16 protein-coding genes are annotated in these 15,188 nt (G+C 29.7%); 15 read left to right on the top strand and 1 reads right to left on the bottom strand.

The window, feature by feature from the left end; all coding sequences use genetic code 11:
* The first annotated feature begins 191 nt into the window (after positions 1-191).
* The 10 genes from AB8B23_RS10115 (at position 192) to dnaJ (ending at position 9,528) form a co-directional block, all read left to right on the top strand.
* The gene (locus AB8B23_RS10115; RefSeq protein ID WP_369712642.1) at positions 192-536 is read left to right on the top strand and encodes a hypothetical protein; all 345 of its coding nucleotides are present in this window, start codon (positions 192-194) and stop codon (positions 534-536) included.
* A 94-nt stretch (positions 537-630) separates the two neighbouring features.
* Positions 631-1,116, top strand: a complete 486-nt coding sequence (locus tag AB8B23_RS10110; RefSeq protein ID WP_369712641.1) for a hypothetical protein — start codon at positions 631-633, stop codon at positions 1,114-1,116.
* A gap of 29 nt (positions 1,117-1,145) precedes the next feature.
* A complete protein-coding gene (locus AB8B23_RS10105; protein ID WP_369712640.1) occupies positions 1,146-1,595 on the top strand; it encodes a hypothetical protein in 450 nt (149 codons plus the stop codon).
* A 251-nt stretch (positions 1,596-1,846) separates the two neighbouring features.
* The gene (gene hrcA / locus AB8B23_RS10100; protein ID WP_369712639.1) at positions 1,847-2,857 is read left to right on the top strand and encodes a heat-inducible transcriptional repressor HrcA; all 1,011 of its coding nucleotides are present in this window, start codon (positions 1,847-1,849) and stop codon (positions 2,855-2,857) included.
* Between the two features lie 24 nt (positions 2,858-2,881).
* Entirely contained in the window at positions 2,882-3,469 is a 588-nt protein-coding gene (gene grpE, locus AB8B23_RS10095) for a nucleotide exchange factor GrpE (RefSeq protein WP_369712638.1), read from the top strand.
* A 66-nt stretch (positions 3,470-3,535) separates the two neighbouring features.
* Positions 3,536-5,362, top strand: coding sequence for a molecular chaperone DnaK (gene dnaK, locus AB8B23_RS10090; RefSeq protein ID WP_369712637.1), 1,827 nt, complete (start codon positions 3,536-3,538; stop codon positions 5,360-5,362).
* Positions 5,363-5,446: 84 nt separating this feature from the next.
* On the top strand, positions 5,447-6,577 hold the full coding sequence (locus AB8B23_RS10085; RefSeq protein ID WP_369712636.1) for a hypothetical protein: 1,131 nt from the start codon (positions 5,447-5,449) through the stop codon (positions 6,575-6,577).
* Between the two features lie 123 nt (positions 6,578-6,700).
* A complete protein-coding gene (locus AB8B23_RS10080) occupies positions 6,701-7,582 on the top strand; it encodes an aldose 1-epimerase family protein (protein ID WP_369712635.1) in 882 nt (293 codons plus the stop codon).
* Between the two features lie 204 nt (positions 7,583-7,786).
* The gene (locus AB8B23_RS10075; protein WP_369712634.1) at positions 7,787-8,272 is read left to right on the top strand and encodes a phosphatidate cytidylyltransferase; all 486 of its coding nucleotides are present in this window, start codon (positions 7,787-7,789) and stop codon (positions 8,270-8,272) included.
* A gap of 83 nt (positions 8,273-8,355) precedes the next feature.
* Positions 8,356-9,528: a molecular chaperone DnaJ gene (gene dnaJ, locus AB8B23_RS10070; RefSeq protein WP_369712633.1), complete on the top strand. Its 1,173-nt coding sequence runs from the start codon at positions 8,356-8,358 to the stop codon at positions 9,526-9,528.
* Positions 9,529-9,767: 239 nt separating this feature from the next.
* Here the strand turns inward: dnaJ and AB8B23_RS10065 are convergent, their stop codons facing one another.
* Positions 9,768-10,262: a DUF441 domain-containing protein gene (locus tag AB8B23_RS10065; protein ID WP_021744782.1), complete on the bottom strand. Its 495-nt coding sequence runs from the start codon at positions 10,260-10,262 to the stop codon at positions 9,768-9,770.
* A gap of 711 nt (positions 10,263-10,973) precedes the next feature.
* Between AB8B23_RS10065 and AB8B23_RS10060 the strand changes: the two genes are divergently transcribed.
* The 5 genes from AB8B23_RS10060 to AB8B23_RS10040 all read left to right on the top strand — a co-directional run bounded on the left by AB8B23_RS10060 (position 10,974) and on the right by AB8B23_RS10040 (position 15,141).
* On the top strand, positions 10,974-11,294 hold the full coding sequence (locus tag AB8B23_RS10060; RefSeq protein WP_369712632.1) for a putative heavy metal-binding protein: 321 nt from the start codon (positions 10,974-10,976) through the stop codon (positions 11,292-11,294).
* 65 nt (positions 11,295-11,359) lie between these two features.
* Positions 11,360-12,379 carry a 3-deoxy-7-phosphoheptulonate synthase gene (gene aroF / locus AB8B23_RS10055; protein WP_369713932.1) on the top strand — a complete coding sequence of 340 codons (1,020 nt, stop codon included), beginning with the start codon at positions 11,360-11,362 and terminating at the stop codon, positions 12,377-12,379.
* 44 nt (positions 12,380-12,423) lie between these two features.
* Positions 12,424-13,617, top strand: a complete 1,194-nt coding sequence (locus AB8B23_RS10050) for a glycosyltransferase family 9 protein (protein ID WP_369712631.1) — start codon at positions 12,424-12,426, stop codon at positions 13,615-13,617.
* A gap of 35 nt (positions 13,618-13,652) precedes the next feature.
* Positions 13,653-14,516 (top strand): prephenate dehydrogenase, encoded by an 864-nt coding sequence (locus AB8B23_RS10045; protein WP_369712630.1) that lies wholly within the window; start codon positions 13,653-13,655, stop codon positions 14,514-14,516.
* Between the two features lie 25 nt (positions 14,517-14,541).
* Positions 14,542-15,141 (top strand): GNAT family N-acetyltransferase, encoded by a 600-nt coding sequence (locus AB8B23_RS10040; protein WP_369712629.1) that lies wholly within the window; start codon positions 14,542-14,544, stop codon positions 15,139-15,141.
* The last annotated feature ends 47 nt before the right edge of the window (positions 15,142-15,188 follow it).

The raw sequence follows: 15,188 nt of genomic DNA, 5'->3' as shown, positions 1-15,188 counted from the left end.
CTGTGTTTAAAAATTAATTTTTGATTTTAAACTTAATTTTTATTTAATTTTTATAAAAGTAAAACCAAATGGGGGGGTATAATGTTAGTGGCTTAGCTTTCGGATATTGAAAATTTTAATATTTGATAAAAATAAGATTATTTAATGTTTTAATTAAAAAAATTAATAAAATTTTTAAAGGAGGATTATTTATGAAAAAATTAGGATTAGGAGTGTTTTTGTTAGGCATACTGGCATTTGCTCGTCCTGGAGAAGTTGGAAAAAAATATATTGGGGAAACAAATGGATACTGCCAGAAGGGCATAATTTTAAAAAAATGGAAAATTGAAAGAAAGTATACTTCACCTATAACGAAAGCAAGAGTGAAGTATGAAATTTGTAGATTAAATGAATTGAGATATAGAAATATTATTGCTGAATTAGAAGGAAGAGATGTGTTTCAAAATTCGGAATTGAAAAACTATATTGAAATAGTTAATAGTCCAACTACGGTAGATTATGATAGGAGAATTCTTTATTTGAGAATATGGAATTAATTAAGCAGTAATTAAAAAATTATTTTTAGAGATGGAAATTTCTAAATAAATATTTATAAAATTTAAATATAAAATAAGAAGAGAGGTAAAGAAAATGAAAAAAATTTTTTTAATAATAATAGGAGTTATGATGTCAATTAGTATCAACAATTTTTCAGCAACTAAAAAAAGAGCTACAGGAAAAGTACAACAACAAAGTCCACAAAGTATGGCAGTGAATTTTATAAATAATTATTTTAAGGCATATACATCAGGAGAAATAGATATAGACCAATGGGTATACGATAATAGTTCGATAACCCAAAGATATAGAAAGGAATATAGAAATGAAGTACTTGCAAATGAAAATTGTTCTCCTGACGGAACTATAGATGAATGTTCATTTCCTATAAGAGATCAAGGTGGAGATTTGTATACAGGAAAATTTAAAGCTACGAATTATAATCCATCAACTGGTTATGTTACAGTAAAGCCAATACAATCATTTAGTAATGAGTCATATAAAATAAAGGTTATTAAATCAAATGGTAAATGGATGGTAGATGATGTTGTGCCATGGTGGAAAGAAATTACATATTAGTACTTAATTAATGTTATGAGGTGAATTTTATGAAAATTAAAATAAATAAAAATTTTATTGCATTATTTGTATTTTTATCAGTAATTTCTTATTCATACCAACATAAATTGTCAGAACCACTTGATAATTTTGGATATACAATGTGTACTTCGTTAGAACCTTCTGAAAATCAATACGAAAAAGGAATTTTACGTGTAAGTTTAAATAGTTGTAGTTTTGATCGATCTAGTTATTTTAATAATGATTTTTCGGGTTCGTTGACTATGGGGATAAGAGTGAATAATATATTTGAATTAAAAAAATATCTTAATGAGAATAATGGAGTTTTGATGTTAAAATATGGTATAAGAGGATATACGGATTTTTATAAAGTATCATATATGGAAGTACAAAGAAAAGATATTGTTATTACTGATTATAATAGTTTTTTGGATAAATATAAAAGTAAATATGATGATTATGGATGTATTCCAAAATAATTTTTTTTTATAATAAAATCTAAAAAAGGTTGTTTTTTGACAGCCTTATTTTTTTGGTAACAATAATTTAAGAATATAAATTTGATAGAATCTAGTATTTATAATACTCATCTCAATATTATAAAAATTTTCTGAAAAAATGAAAAAATTTTTAAAAAAAGTGTTGACAAAATTAAAAAAATGTAATATTATATATTTGTAGTTAGCAACCTAACTCAGAGAGTGCTAACAATAAAAAGGAAGGTGCCGAGATGAATGATAGGGAGCAATTGATTTTAAAGGCTATTATCAAGCACTATCTGGAATTTGGTGAGAGTGTGGGATCACGGACACTTGAGAAAAAATATAATATTGGAGTGTCTTCGGCCACTATTCGAAATACAATGGCAGATTTGGAAGATAAGGGCCTAATTGTAAAAACACATACATCTTCTGGACGTATTCCGACAAGTGAAGGATATAAGCTGTATGTCGATGAGCTTTTGAAAATTAGAGATATTTCTCAGGAGGAAAAGGCGAAGGTCATGCAGGCGTACAATAAGAGGATGAATCAAATTGATACGATATTTGAGGAAACATCCAGATTATTGTCAAAAATTAGTCAATATGCCGGGGTTGTATTGGAGCCGGCGTTTACGCAGGAAGGTGTAAAAAAGGTAAAATTGGTACATATTGATGAAACGACTATACTTGCCGTAGTTATAATGAATTCTTCCCTTACAAAAAATTTAAATATCTTTCTGGAAAATCCTGTAACTGAAAATGAAGTTGAAACAATAAATAATTTTTTGAATGAGAAGATTGCAAATAGTGAGTATTTTACATTGTCTGACTTGAAGGATTTTTTCACAAATACGAATTTATTTATGCAAAGCGATTTTCAGGATAATATGATTTCCGATGAAGGAAAATTATTTTTTGAAGGTGGAACGAATCTCATTGAAAATAACGCATCTGATGTAATGAACCTTATAAATCGGGTAAAACTGTTTAATAATCCAAATGATTTACGGAATGTATTTGCCCAGTTTTTACAGATGGAGGAATTTAAAGATAGAGAAGTTAATGTAATTTTCGGAGAAGATTTGAACATTGCAGGGCTTGAAGATTTCTCATTTGTATTTTCGGTTTATACGCTTAATAATGCGAAGGGGATTATCGGTGTGATTGGACCAAAACGGATGGAATATTCAAAGACGGTTGGACTCGTTGAATATGTAGCAGAAGAAGTGAATCAGTTATTAAATCAAAAAAATAAATAATAAGAAGGAGAGTGGGTTTTTTAAATGGCGGAAAAAGATTTGGAAAAGGAAAATTTGGAAGGTGAAGCTGTACAGAATGAGGCGGTTGAAGAGCAAAATGAAAATGTAGAAAATCAAGAAGCTGAAAAAAGTACAGAAGAAACTTCTGATAATTGTGATGATAAGGTAAAGAAATTAGAAGCTGAACTTGAAGAATGGAAAAATTCATATACAAGAAAGTTGGCTGAATTTCAAAACTTCACAAAAAGAAAAGAAAACGAAGTTGCTGAAATGAGAAAATACGCTTCTGAAGGGATTATCGTAAAATTGCTTGACAATATAGATAATCTGGAAAGAGCGGTTGATGCCTCGAAGGAAAGTCAAAACTTTGATTCATTAATCGAAGGAGTTAATATGATTTTGAATAATCTAAAAAATCTGTTGACAGAAGAAGGCGTAGAAGAAATTGAAGCAGCAGGAAAAGAGTACGATCCTTACGAACATAAAGCAATGATTACTGAAAATAAAGAGGAACTGGATGACAACGTGGTTGTGCAAGTTTTCCAAAAAGGGTACAAAATGAAAGGGAAAGTTGTAAGGCCTGCGATGGTTACGGTTAATAAGAAACAATAAAAATTGAAAGAAATAAACAAATAAATTAAATTTATAAAAAATCGACAATAAAGGAGAATGATAGATATGAGTAAAATAATAGGAATAGATTTAGGGACAACAAACAGCTGCGTGGCAGTTATGGAAGGTGGAAACTTTGCTATAATACCAAATAGTGATGGAGGAAGAACTACACCTTCAGTAGTAAACATTAAAGATAATGGAGAAATTATTGTAGGAGAAATTGCAAAAAGACAGGCTATTACAAATCCTGATTCAACTGTAATTTCGATTAAAACTCACATGGGAAGTGACTATAAAGTTGATATTAACGGAAAAAGCTATACACCACAAGAAATTTCAGCAATGATTCTTAAAAAATTGAAAAAAGATGCTGAGGCTTACTTAGGTGAAGAAGTAACAGAAGCTGTAATTACAGTGCCTGCATACTTTACAGATGCACAAAGACAAGCAACAAAAGATGCTGGGGAAATTGCAGGACTTAAAGTTCAAAGAATTATAAATGAGCCAACGGCGGCTGCATTATCTTATGGATTAGATAAGAAAAAAGAAGAAAAAGTATTAGTATTTGACTTGGGTGGAGGTACATTTGACGTATCTGTGCTTGAAATTGGAGATGGAGTTGTGGAAGTTATTTCAACTTCTGGAAATAACCACTTAGGTGGAGATAATTTTGACCAAAAAATTATTGACTGGTTAGCTGACGAATTTAAAAAAGAAACTGGAATTGACTTGAGAAATGATAAAATGGCAATTCAAAGATTGAAAGACGCAGCAGAAGATGCTAAGAAAAAATTATCAACTACACTAGAAACACAAATTTCATTGCCATTTATCACAATGGACGCAACAGGACCTAAACATTTGGAGAAAAAATTGACTCGTGCGGCATTTGATGAGTTGACAAAAGACTTGGTTGAAGCAACTAAAGGGCCAGTAAAACAAGCGTTGGAAGATGCAGATTTAAGTCCTAGTGATATTGATGAAGTGTTATTAGTTGGAGGTTCTACAAGAATTCCAGCGGTTCAAGAATGGGTAAAATCTTTCTTAGGAAAAGAACCTAACAAATCAATTAACCCTGATGAAGTAGTTGCGGCAGGAGCGGCAATTCAAGGTGGAGTGTTAATGGGAGACGTTAAAGACGTATTATTATTAGACGTAACACCATTATCATTAGGAATTGAAACAATGGGAGGAGTATTTACTAAAATTATCGAAAGAAATACTACAGTTCCTGTTAAAAAATCGCAAGTATTCTCAACAGCGGCAGATAATCAGCCAGCAGTATCAATAGTTGTATTACAAGGGGAAAGAGCAAGAGCGGCTGACAACCATAAATTAGGAGAATTTAACTTAAACGATATTCCACCTGCACCAAGAGGAGTGCCTCAAATCGAAGTAACATTCGACATTGACGCAAACGGAATTGTACACGTTTCAGCGAAAGACTTGGGGACTGGAAAAGAAAACACAGTAACAATTTCTGGAAGTTCTAACTTATCTAAAGACGACATCGAAAAAATGAAAAAAGATGCCGAAGCGCACGAAGCTGAAGATAAGAAATTCCAAGAATTAGTAGAAGCAAGAAACCAAGCTGACCAATTAGTAATCGCAACAGAAAAAACTATAAAAGAAAATGAAGATAAACTTCAAGGAACTGAAAAAGAAGACATCGAAAAAGCAATCGAAGAATTGAAAAAAGTAAAAGATGGCGACGATGTAGAAGCAATCAGAAAATCAATTGAAGAATTATCAAAAGTTTCTCAAGGTTTTGCAACAAGAATGTATCAAGAAGCAGCTCAAGCACAACAAGCGGCACAAGGCGGAGAAACAGCTGGAGAAAGTAACAATTCTGGTGCTAATGATGTGGAAGATGCAGAAGTTGTGGATTAAAAAAAATTAAAATAATTATAATAACTAAGAATAGAGGTTTATTCTCTATTCTTTTCATAATTTTGAAATAGGAGTAAAAAATAATTGGAAGAAATTTATTCATTAAATTTAGGTGATTATATTGAAATAGAAAATAAATTACCTAATGAAGAAAAAAAGCAAGCTAAAATAAAAATACATAAATTAAAAAAAGATAGTATAAGTAATTTACATTTGGATTGTTGTTTTTATTGCGGGAATAGTTTTATTGAAACTAAAAAAAAAGAAAACGGTTGTTGTAATTCTCATACAGTACCTAAAAGTTTTTTAGATAATATATCTGAAAATGGTAATGTAAATTTTTTTAATAGTATATATCAAAGTGAGTTTAATAGTAAAAATAACGGTCTTAATAATGCAGGGACATTCAAATTAATTTGTCGAAAATGTGACAGAGAAATTTTTAAATCTTATGAGAATATTGATAATTATAATTCAAAACCTAATGTTAAAATGTTAGCTCAAATTGATATGAAAAATAATCTAAAAAATATAGATAAATGTATTAAAAATTTAGAATTATATAAAGTATTAGAAGAGGGACTATCAATATTTAATGAAGTTTCAAAAAGGAAAGAAAAATTTGAAATTGATTTATCAGAATATAAAGAAGCATATGATTATGCAAAAAAAGTATCACAAAAACCTTTTAATGATTATAATATTTTATATTTTAAAAAGTTAAATTATATAGTTCCAGTTGCTTATCAAGGAACAGTAGCATTAATTAACGATTTGAGAGGAAATATCATAAATAATGTTTATAGTAATGACAAAAAATATAAAATAAAAAATATTTCGTTATGTGTATTTCCATTAGAGAATAGCAGTGTTATTATCATTTTCACAAATAAAAAGAACAAAAGGTATAGTGAATTTTTTAATGACTTTAAAAAACTAGATTTAGAAAAACAATTATCCATAGTAAATTATATATTGTTTTCTTATACAGAAGAATATTTTTTATCACCATTAATTTCTAAAAATACTTTAGATCAATTAAAAGAATTAGTTTATAAAACATCGGATTTTTATAGAAAAACAGAAAATCCTGATGATAAAAAGGAAGTTTTTAAAAAAATTCGAGAAATATACAATTATGACGAGAGTTTAAAATTTCCTAACTTACTTTTAGAAAAGTTTTCAATAGAAAATTTGAAAAAAGAAAATATTTGAATTAAGAAGAAATTGTTATGATAAAAAATTTAGAATCAGAAACAAAGAAATCAGAAGAAAAAGAACTAAGCAATATTGAAAAATCAAAATAAATAAAAATCTTTAAAAAAGGATGTGTTAAAGATGGAAAATACAATAAACACTCTAAAATATGGGAATGTTGAAATTTCAGTTGCGGATAGAGGAGCGGAATTACGAAGTTATAAAGTGGATGGAGAAGAGTTTATGTGGGACAGGAAGCCTGAGTTTTGGGCTGCCAGTTCGCCTGTGCTGTTTCCATTTGTTGGAAGTATAAAAAATGGGGCTTATAGTTACAACGGAAAAGAGTATAAAATTTCTACACGGCATGGGTTTGCTCGGACTGAGGATTTTGAACTGGTTGAGAAAACTGAAAATTCTTTGAAGTTTAGGTTTTCTTCAAATAAGGAAACTCTGGAGAAGTATCCGTTTGAGTTTGAACTGTTTATAACTTATACAATTGCTGGAAATACTCTGGAAATTGGGTATAATGTTGTGAATAAGAATGATTCTGATATGTATTTTTCACTTGGGACACATCCTGCATTTGCACTTGATGTAAATGATGATATAAAATTGAGTGATTATTATTTGGAATTTGAAAAAAATGAAACTTCGCAGAAATATAAACTTACTGATAATGGGTTAGTTTTTGATGAAAAAGCTGATTGCTTGAATAATGAGAATAAATTGCAGATAACTGAAACTGTGTTTGATGATGATGCGATAGTATTTGATGATTTGAAATCCGAAAAGGTTACGATAAAAAATAGTAAAAATTCTAAAGAGCTTAGTGTTGAGTATAAAGGATTTCCTTATATTGCATTTTGGAGTAAGCCAAAAGCTCCTTATGTGTGTATAGAGCCTTGGTATGGAATTTCGGATTTTGAGAATGCAAGCGGAAAATTGGAAGAAAAGACAGGAATTTTAAAATTGGAAAAAGATTGTGAATTTTTTGCAAAACTAATTGTAAAAGGTAAAAAATAACGAAAAATTGAAAAAATTCAAATTTAGTGTTGGATTTCTTGGGAAATTAGGTTATAATATGTCTAATTAGCTTTAAAACCAATTATTAAATGATTATAATTTTTAGAGGTATTTAAGGTTTAATATAAATCATATAAATTAAAAAATTATAAGTTCCAGCAATTAGAAAATATTTTTATGGAATTATAATAGAAGGAAGTGAAAATGTTAGATTTGCTAAAAAATGATTTAAAAAAATTTGCAATTTTTGTAGGTTCAGTATCGTTTGGAATGTTAGGTTATAATTTTAATTTTAATTTTTCACATGTATTGTATTTATTTGTATATTTTTTAATTGCATTAATTGTATATTGTTTTGTCGGAAAAACATTGAAGGTAGGATTTGAGAGTGCAATTATAGAAACTGTGTTGGTAGTTGCGATTTATATGCTTCCATTGGATACAAGTTTTAAGTCTTTTCTATACGGAGTGTTTATTTATATTTCGATTAGTTCAGTTTTTAATAAAATAAAGGAAGTTGGAAAAATTAAAGAGCCTGTAATGGGAGGGTTATATTTATTAATTGCTCTTACGGTAGCACTTATACTTTATAGGTTTCCAGGTTCTATAATGTATTTTAGAGGTATGGAAAACCTGAGTAATGAAATGTTGTTATTATTTACTTTAATAAGCTTGATTGGAAGTATTTGAGTTTTAAAATATAGTAATTTATGAAAATAAGAAAAATTAGTGAAATAAAAATTTGCAGAAGTGGAAAGGATAAAAGATAGAAAATGGCAAAAAGAGATTATTATGAAGTGCTTGGCGTACCCAAAAACGCTTCGGAACAGGATATAAAAAAAGCGTATAGAAGTATGGCAAAAAAATATCATCCAGATAGAAATAAGGATAATCCTGAAGCTGAAGCCAAATTTAAGGAAGTACAGGAAGCAAATGAAATATTAAGTGATCCACAAAAAAGGGCAGCTTATGATCAATATGGACATACAGCATTTGAAAATGGGGGAGCTGGAGCAGGTGGCTTTGGTGGACAAGGTTTTGGAGGCTTTAGCGGTAGTGCTGGCGGATTTGATTTTGAGGATTTAGGAGATATTTTTGGAAGTTTTTTTGGTGGAAGAAGTCGAAGTCAAGGACCAAGAGTTCATCAAGGGGATGATTTGAGATACAACTTAACATTAACTCTTGAAGAAGTTGCTTTTGGTACAGAAAAAGAATTAAAATATAAAAGAGATGGACAATGTAAAACTTGTCATGGAAGTGGAGCTGAGCCAGGACACAATATGAAAACATGTGATAAATGTAATGGTTCAGGACACGTAAGAGTGCAACAGAGAACATTGTTTGGTATGACAAGCGGAATACAGGAATGTGACAAATGTCATGGAACAGGAAAAATTCCTGAAAAAGAATGCCATACTTGTCATGGAACAGGATTGGAAAGAGAAACACATACAAGAAAAGTAAGATTTCCAGCAGGAGTAGAAACAGGGCAAAGATTAGTTGTAAGAGAAGGTGGAAATGCTGGAGCAAATGGTGGAATCTTTGGAGATTTATATGTGTATATAACTGTTGCAAAACATGATATTTTTGAAAGAATAAGTGAGTATGATATTCGTTGTGAAGTGCCTTTAAAAATGACAACGGCTATTTTAGGTGGGGAAGTGGAAGTTCCTACACTTAATGGTAAGAAAAAGATAGTAATTCCTGAAGGAACTCAAAATGGAAAAACGTTCAGATTGAGAAATGAAGGAATTAAATATGGTCGAGGTGAAAATAGGGGAGACGAAATTGTAGAAATAAAAGTGGAAACACCAACAAATCTTACAGACAAGCAAAAAGAGATTTTACGTGAATTTGACGGCTCACTTGACAATAAGAAAAATTACAAAAAAGCACATTCATTTAAAGATAAAATAAAAAGATTTTTTAGTAAATTTGAAAATTAAAAATTTTGAAAAAATAATAAATATAAAAATATTCTAGTCTTAGTTGATTAGAATATTTTTTTTTCGAAGGATTGCCCGTGGTAAGATCGTTACGAATTACGACTTTTATTTGCCCAACTCCAAAACACCTCCTTAACCAGATAGTTGTAGTTAAACAAATAAAAGCTCTGTCAATTTATTTCACTTTTTAAATGGGAAATAGTATAAAAGTATTGGATTATACTTTTTAATTTTTTAAATTATTTCTTAAAAAATAATTCAATAATTTTTAAAATACAGAAGGTAATTCCACTGGCTATAACGGGACCTGCTGCAATTCCTTTGAAAAATACAACTCCCACTATTGTTCCAATTACTAGGGCGACTGTAATTTCAGGCTGTCCTGAAAGCAGTACTACACCTTTTGAAGATAATATGGAGACTGTAATCCCGCTAATAATCGCAACCCATCCAACCGGAGACCTAAATGCATTTAATAAATGGGAAAAGCCAATTTCGCCTGTGGCAATCGGAATTAAAATAGCAATTGTAATTACTAAGACACCCCAGTTAATTCCATTTTCCCTAAATCTAGTCATCAAGTTTTCAATATTGATACCTTTTATCTTATAAATTTCAGTAATGCTGAATAAACATTTTAAAATTAGCACAAAATTTGTAGCATAAATGATTGACTTGTTGTGAGTAACTCTTCCAACTAGCCAAATAAGTCCTAAGAAAATAAAGCTTTCCAAATTTTTCTCCTTTCTTTGTTCTTCTGTATCACATTTTATTATTATTGTTACATTTTATCATAATTTAAAAAATTTTAACAGTTGACAATATATTTAATATTTGTTATTATATATTCAAATCTATTTAATATCAAACTGTTAAAATTGAGTAAATTCAGTGATTAGATGAAATAGTTATAATTTTTTAGTTTGATTTTAAGCGAATTTAATTGTATTTTTAGTAAAAATAATTGTAGGATAGTAGGGTAGAAGGAATTTATTGTTTAAATAAAACAGAAAGTAATTTAGTAGTTTAGAAATTTAGTAGTGTTGAGGATTTGAAAGAATTTTACAAAATAGAATAAAAAATTTTATGGTAAATCGATTTCCAAAATAATAGATTATAGAAATTTTGAAATTGATTTATATATAATTTGAAACTGGATGTAGAGGTTTAGTATGCTAATTACTTGTGATATTAAATATTTTGTTTAGATTTACATAGTAGTTAGTTTATAAAATTTTTGATTGTAAAAATAAACTATTAAATGTTGTAAAGTAGAAATGAATGTTAATATATTTATAAATATTTAGATTTTATCCTCTCCTAAAATTGTTTTTAAGAGAGTTTTTTATTTTGTATCAAATTCTTTAGAAATATATTTAGATTAGTTAATTAGGAATTTAAAAGAAAATATTATAAATTAATATAAAACAAGAAAGGCAGGGAAAATGGTTATTACAACTACAAATGAAATTCAGGACAAGAAAGTTGTGGAATATAAAGGGATTGTCTTTGGAGAGGTTATTTCAGGAATTAATATGTTTAAGGATATGGGGGCAAGTTTGAGAAATATTTTTGGAGGAAGATCTAAAGGCTATGAAGATGAGCTTTTGGCGGCAAGAGAGAATGCTCTGGAGGAAATGAAAACTAGGGCTGCAAATCTTGGTGCAAATGCCATTATTGGTGTAAAAATGGATTACGAAGTATTAGGAGCAGATAATGGAATGCTTATGGTAACTTGCAGCGGAACAGCTGTAGTTGTAGGTTAATTTAATATTGTGCAGTGAAATCGTTTTATAATTTACGTAATGAAAATGGAATAGGAGAAAAAATGATGATTATTAAAGTAGATGGTGGAATAAGTGAAAAAATCTTGGAAAAATTGATAAATAGATTGGAAACGGAAAATAATGTAAGCGTTAAATTAATTGCTGGCAAAGAATATTCGATTTTAGGATTAGTTGGAGATATCAGCACAATCGATATAAAACATATCCAGTCGCTAGATTATGTGCTGGATGTGCAAAGAGTACAAGAGCCTTATAAGAGAGCAAGTAGAAAATTTAAACCAGAGGACACTATTGTAAAAGTGGGAAATGTAGAAATTGGGGGAAATAGTCTTGTGATGATGGCAGGACCTTGTTCTGTGGAAAATGAAAAACAAATTATTGATACAGCAAAAGCTGTAAAAGCTGCTGGAGCAAATATCTTAAGAGGTGGAGTTGTTAAACCTAGAACATCGCCTTATGCCTTCCAAGGATTAGGGATGGAAGGTATTGAATTGATGAAAAAAGCAAAAGAAGAAACAGGGCTTCCAATAATATGTGAAGTTATGTCAATCGCTCAATTGCACGAATTTGGTCCACATCTTGATATGATTCAGTTAGGTGCGAGAAATATGCAAAATTTTGATTTGCTGAAAGAAGTTGGGAAAACAAATATTCCAGTACTGTTAAAAAGAGGATTGAGTGCAACAATCGAAGAATGGTTAATGTCGGCAGAATACATTTTGGCCGGTGGAAATGAAAATGTAGTTCTTTGTGAAAGAGGAATCAGAACTTATGAAACAGCATACAGAAATGTATTAGACTTGAATGCAGTGCCGATGATTAAAAAATTGACACACTTGCCGATAATCGTAGATTCAGCTCACGCAACTGGAAAATATTGGATGGTAAAACCTCTTGCAATGGCAGGAATTGCTGCTGGAGCAGACGGACTTATGGTAGAAGTCCATCCTGAGCCAGACAAGGCATTGTCAGATGGGCCTCAATCATTGAAATTTGAAGTGTTTGATGATTTGATGCAGGATGTGGAGAAGATTGCAAATGTATTGAGAAAGAGTTTTAAATAAAATATAAATTAAAATAGAAAGGATAGTTTATAATTTTGGGAACAATGAAAAAGAGAGAAAAGTTAAAAGTAGAAATTGGTAAGGAATTAAAATTAGGAACAGAACAGATGACAACAAGAGAAGAAATGCTAGAACTGTTAAAAAAATATGACAAGTATATACTGGAATATCCAGAAGAATTAAGTGGCTATGGAAATCGTTCGGTAGTTGAAGAAGCTCTAGGGTTGTATCAGTTGGCACTTAATGATTTAAATAGAGTTACTGATATGGCTCCAACTTTGCACAGAGGATGGCTAAATAAAGGATTAGTGATGCTTAGATTGGGCAGACTTAAGGAAGGATGGCAGTATTATGAATGGCGACGAGGAATGGTAATTGATAATAATGACTTTCCTCAAAAAACTGCAGAAATAGGATTGCCATACTGGAGCGGAGAAAAAACTACAGAAAATCAAAAGTTGTTTGTTTATGCAGAACAAGGAATGGGAGATAATATTCAATTTTTCAGATTTATTTTAGAAGCAAAGAAAAAAGGAGAACATCTTTCAGTTCTAAATAAAGTTGAATTGGATACATTACTACGATATAATCTAGAAAAAAATGGTATAGAAATATTTGAAAATGGTGCTAAATTAACAGGTGATATTAGATACTTTGTATTTTCAATGAGTTTACCATATTGCATGAAAATAGATAGTCTTGAAAAAATACCATATACTTCGAAATATTTAGATACACCACCTCAGTTTAAAGAAAAGTGGGAAAAAAAATTAAGATATACTAAGAAAAAGAAAATCGGAATATTTTGGACAAGTGATTCAGAACATAAAAAAAGTAGATTTAGAAATGTTCCATTCGAAAAAATAAAAAAATTATTTCCACTTGATGCAAAATTTCATTGTTTACAAAAAAACATATCAGAAGAAGATAGACAAGCTGGAGAGAAAGTTAAAAATTTATACTTCTGGGATACAGAATTAGAAGATTTTTCTGATACAGCAGCTCTAATTGATCAAATGGATATGATTATCACAGTGGATACATCAATTGCCCATCTTGCAGGTGCTTTAGGAAAACCTACATGGATTATGCTTGCTTATCATCCTGATTTCAGATGGTTATTAGATAGAGAAGACAGTCCATGGTATGATAGTGTCAAATTATTTAGACAAAATGAAAATTATGAATGGGATAGTGTAATTGAGAAAATAAAAGATGAATTAAAAAAAATTATTTAAACTTTTTATAATTTGTTAAAAAGGGGCTTGAAATTTTGAAAAAAATAGAAAATTTAATAGTAACAATAGTTGGACTTGGAGTGATTGGAGCAGCTTTTGCACAGAGTTTTAAAGAGATTGGTATTAAAACTGTTTATGGGATTGATATTGATGAGGAAACGATAAAGAAGGCAGAAGAGAAAAATATTATAAATAAAGGTTTTTTGGAAACAAGAGAGCCTTTGGAAAAATCGGATTTTGTGGTAATTACTCTTTATCCGAATTTGATGAAGTCGTTTTTTGTAAATAATATTAATTATTTCAGGGAAAATGCGATAATTACTGATGTTGTTGGAATTAAAGAGAAAATTATTAAGGATATTGATCCAATTATTGAGAAGAGTGGAAGAAATATTGACTTTATTTTTGGACATCCTATGGCGGGACGTGAGAAACGTGGGATTGATTTTGCAGATAATAGGGTGTTTAAAGATGCAAATTATATAATTATTAAGGATGAAAAAAATAAAAAAGAAAATCTAGAATTGCTCTCAGAAATTGTGAAATGCATGGGCTTTAAGAAAGTCAGTTTTCTTACAGCACAGGAACACGATGAAATTATTGCGTTTACGAGCCAGCTTACCCACGCAATTGCAGTTTCGCTTGTAAACAGTGATAGTGAAAAGTACGATACAAATCGATTTATTGGGGATTCTTATCGGGATTTAACAAGGATTGCGAAAATAAACGAGGATTTGTGGGCAGAACTTTTTATGGGAAATAAAAAGAATCTTTTAAAAATGATACAGCAGTTTGAACGGGAACTAGATATAATAAAAGAAGCCTTAAACAGCAATGATTTAGGAACTTTAAAGGAAAAATTTATAATTTCAACAAAACGGCGGGAAAAAATTGATTAAGAGAGATTAATTTGGGAGGAATAAAATGGAAAATAATTCTGAGAAAAAGTATTTGAAAAAATTGATAGGAGATAACATTTATCTTTCTCCAATTTCTGTTGATGATGTTGAGGAATATGCTGAAATGGTTAATGATATAAAAGTTTCGGTTGGTTTGGGTTATCTTTCCTATACAAATATTATAGATTTTGAAAGTGAAAAGGAATTTTTAATTTCAGTAAAAAAAGAAAAAATGTTTGCTGTTAGACTACTTGAAAATGATGAGCTTTTGGGAAATATTGGATTTAATTCGTTAGATATTATAAACAGAAATGGTGCGTTGGGAGTTCTCATTGGAAATCCCAAATATCAGAGAAAAGGTTACGGAACTGAAGCTCTAAAGTTAATACTTGATTATGGTTTTTCATTTTTAAATCTGAGAAATATATCGCTAAGTGTATTTGAATATAATCAACCAGCTTACAATCTATACAAAAAAGTTGGTTTTAAGGAAGTTGGGCGATTGCGAAAAGCCTTAGAAATTATGGGAAAAACTTATGATGTGATTATAATGGATATGTTAAAAGAAGAATTTCAGTCGGTTTATATAAAAAGGGAACTTGAAAAAAGATATAATTTGAAATAAAAATTTATATAGTAAAATCATTTTAAATGACAGAATTTAATGGTTTT

The organism is Leptotrichia sp. HSP-342, from assembly GCF_041199995.1.
Classification (GTDB): Bacteria; Fusobacteriota; Fusobacteriia; order Fusobacteriales; family Leptotrichiaceae; genus Leptotrichia; species Leptotrichia mesophila.
The sequence above is the reverse complement of the archived record's forward strand: the minus strand, read 5'-3'. Positions and strand labels throughout refer to the sequence as shown.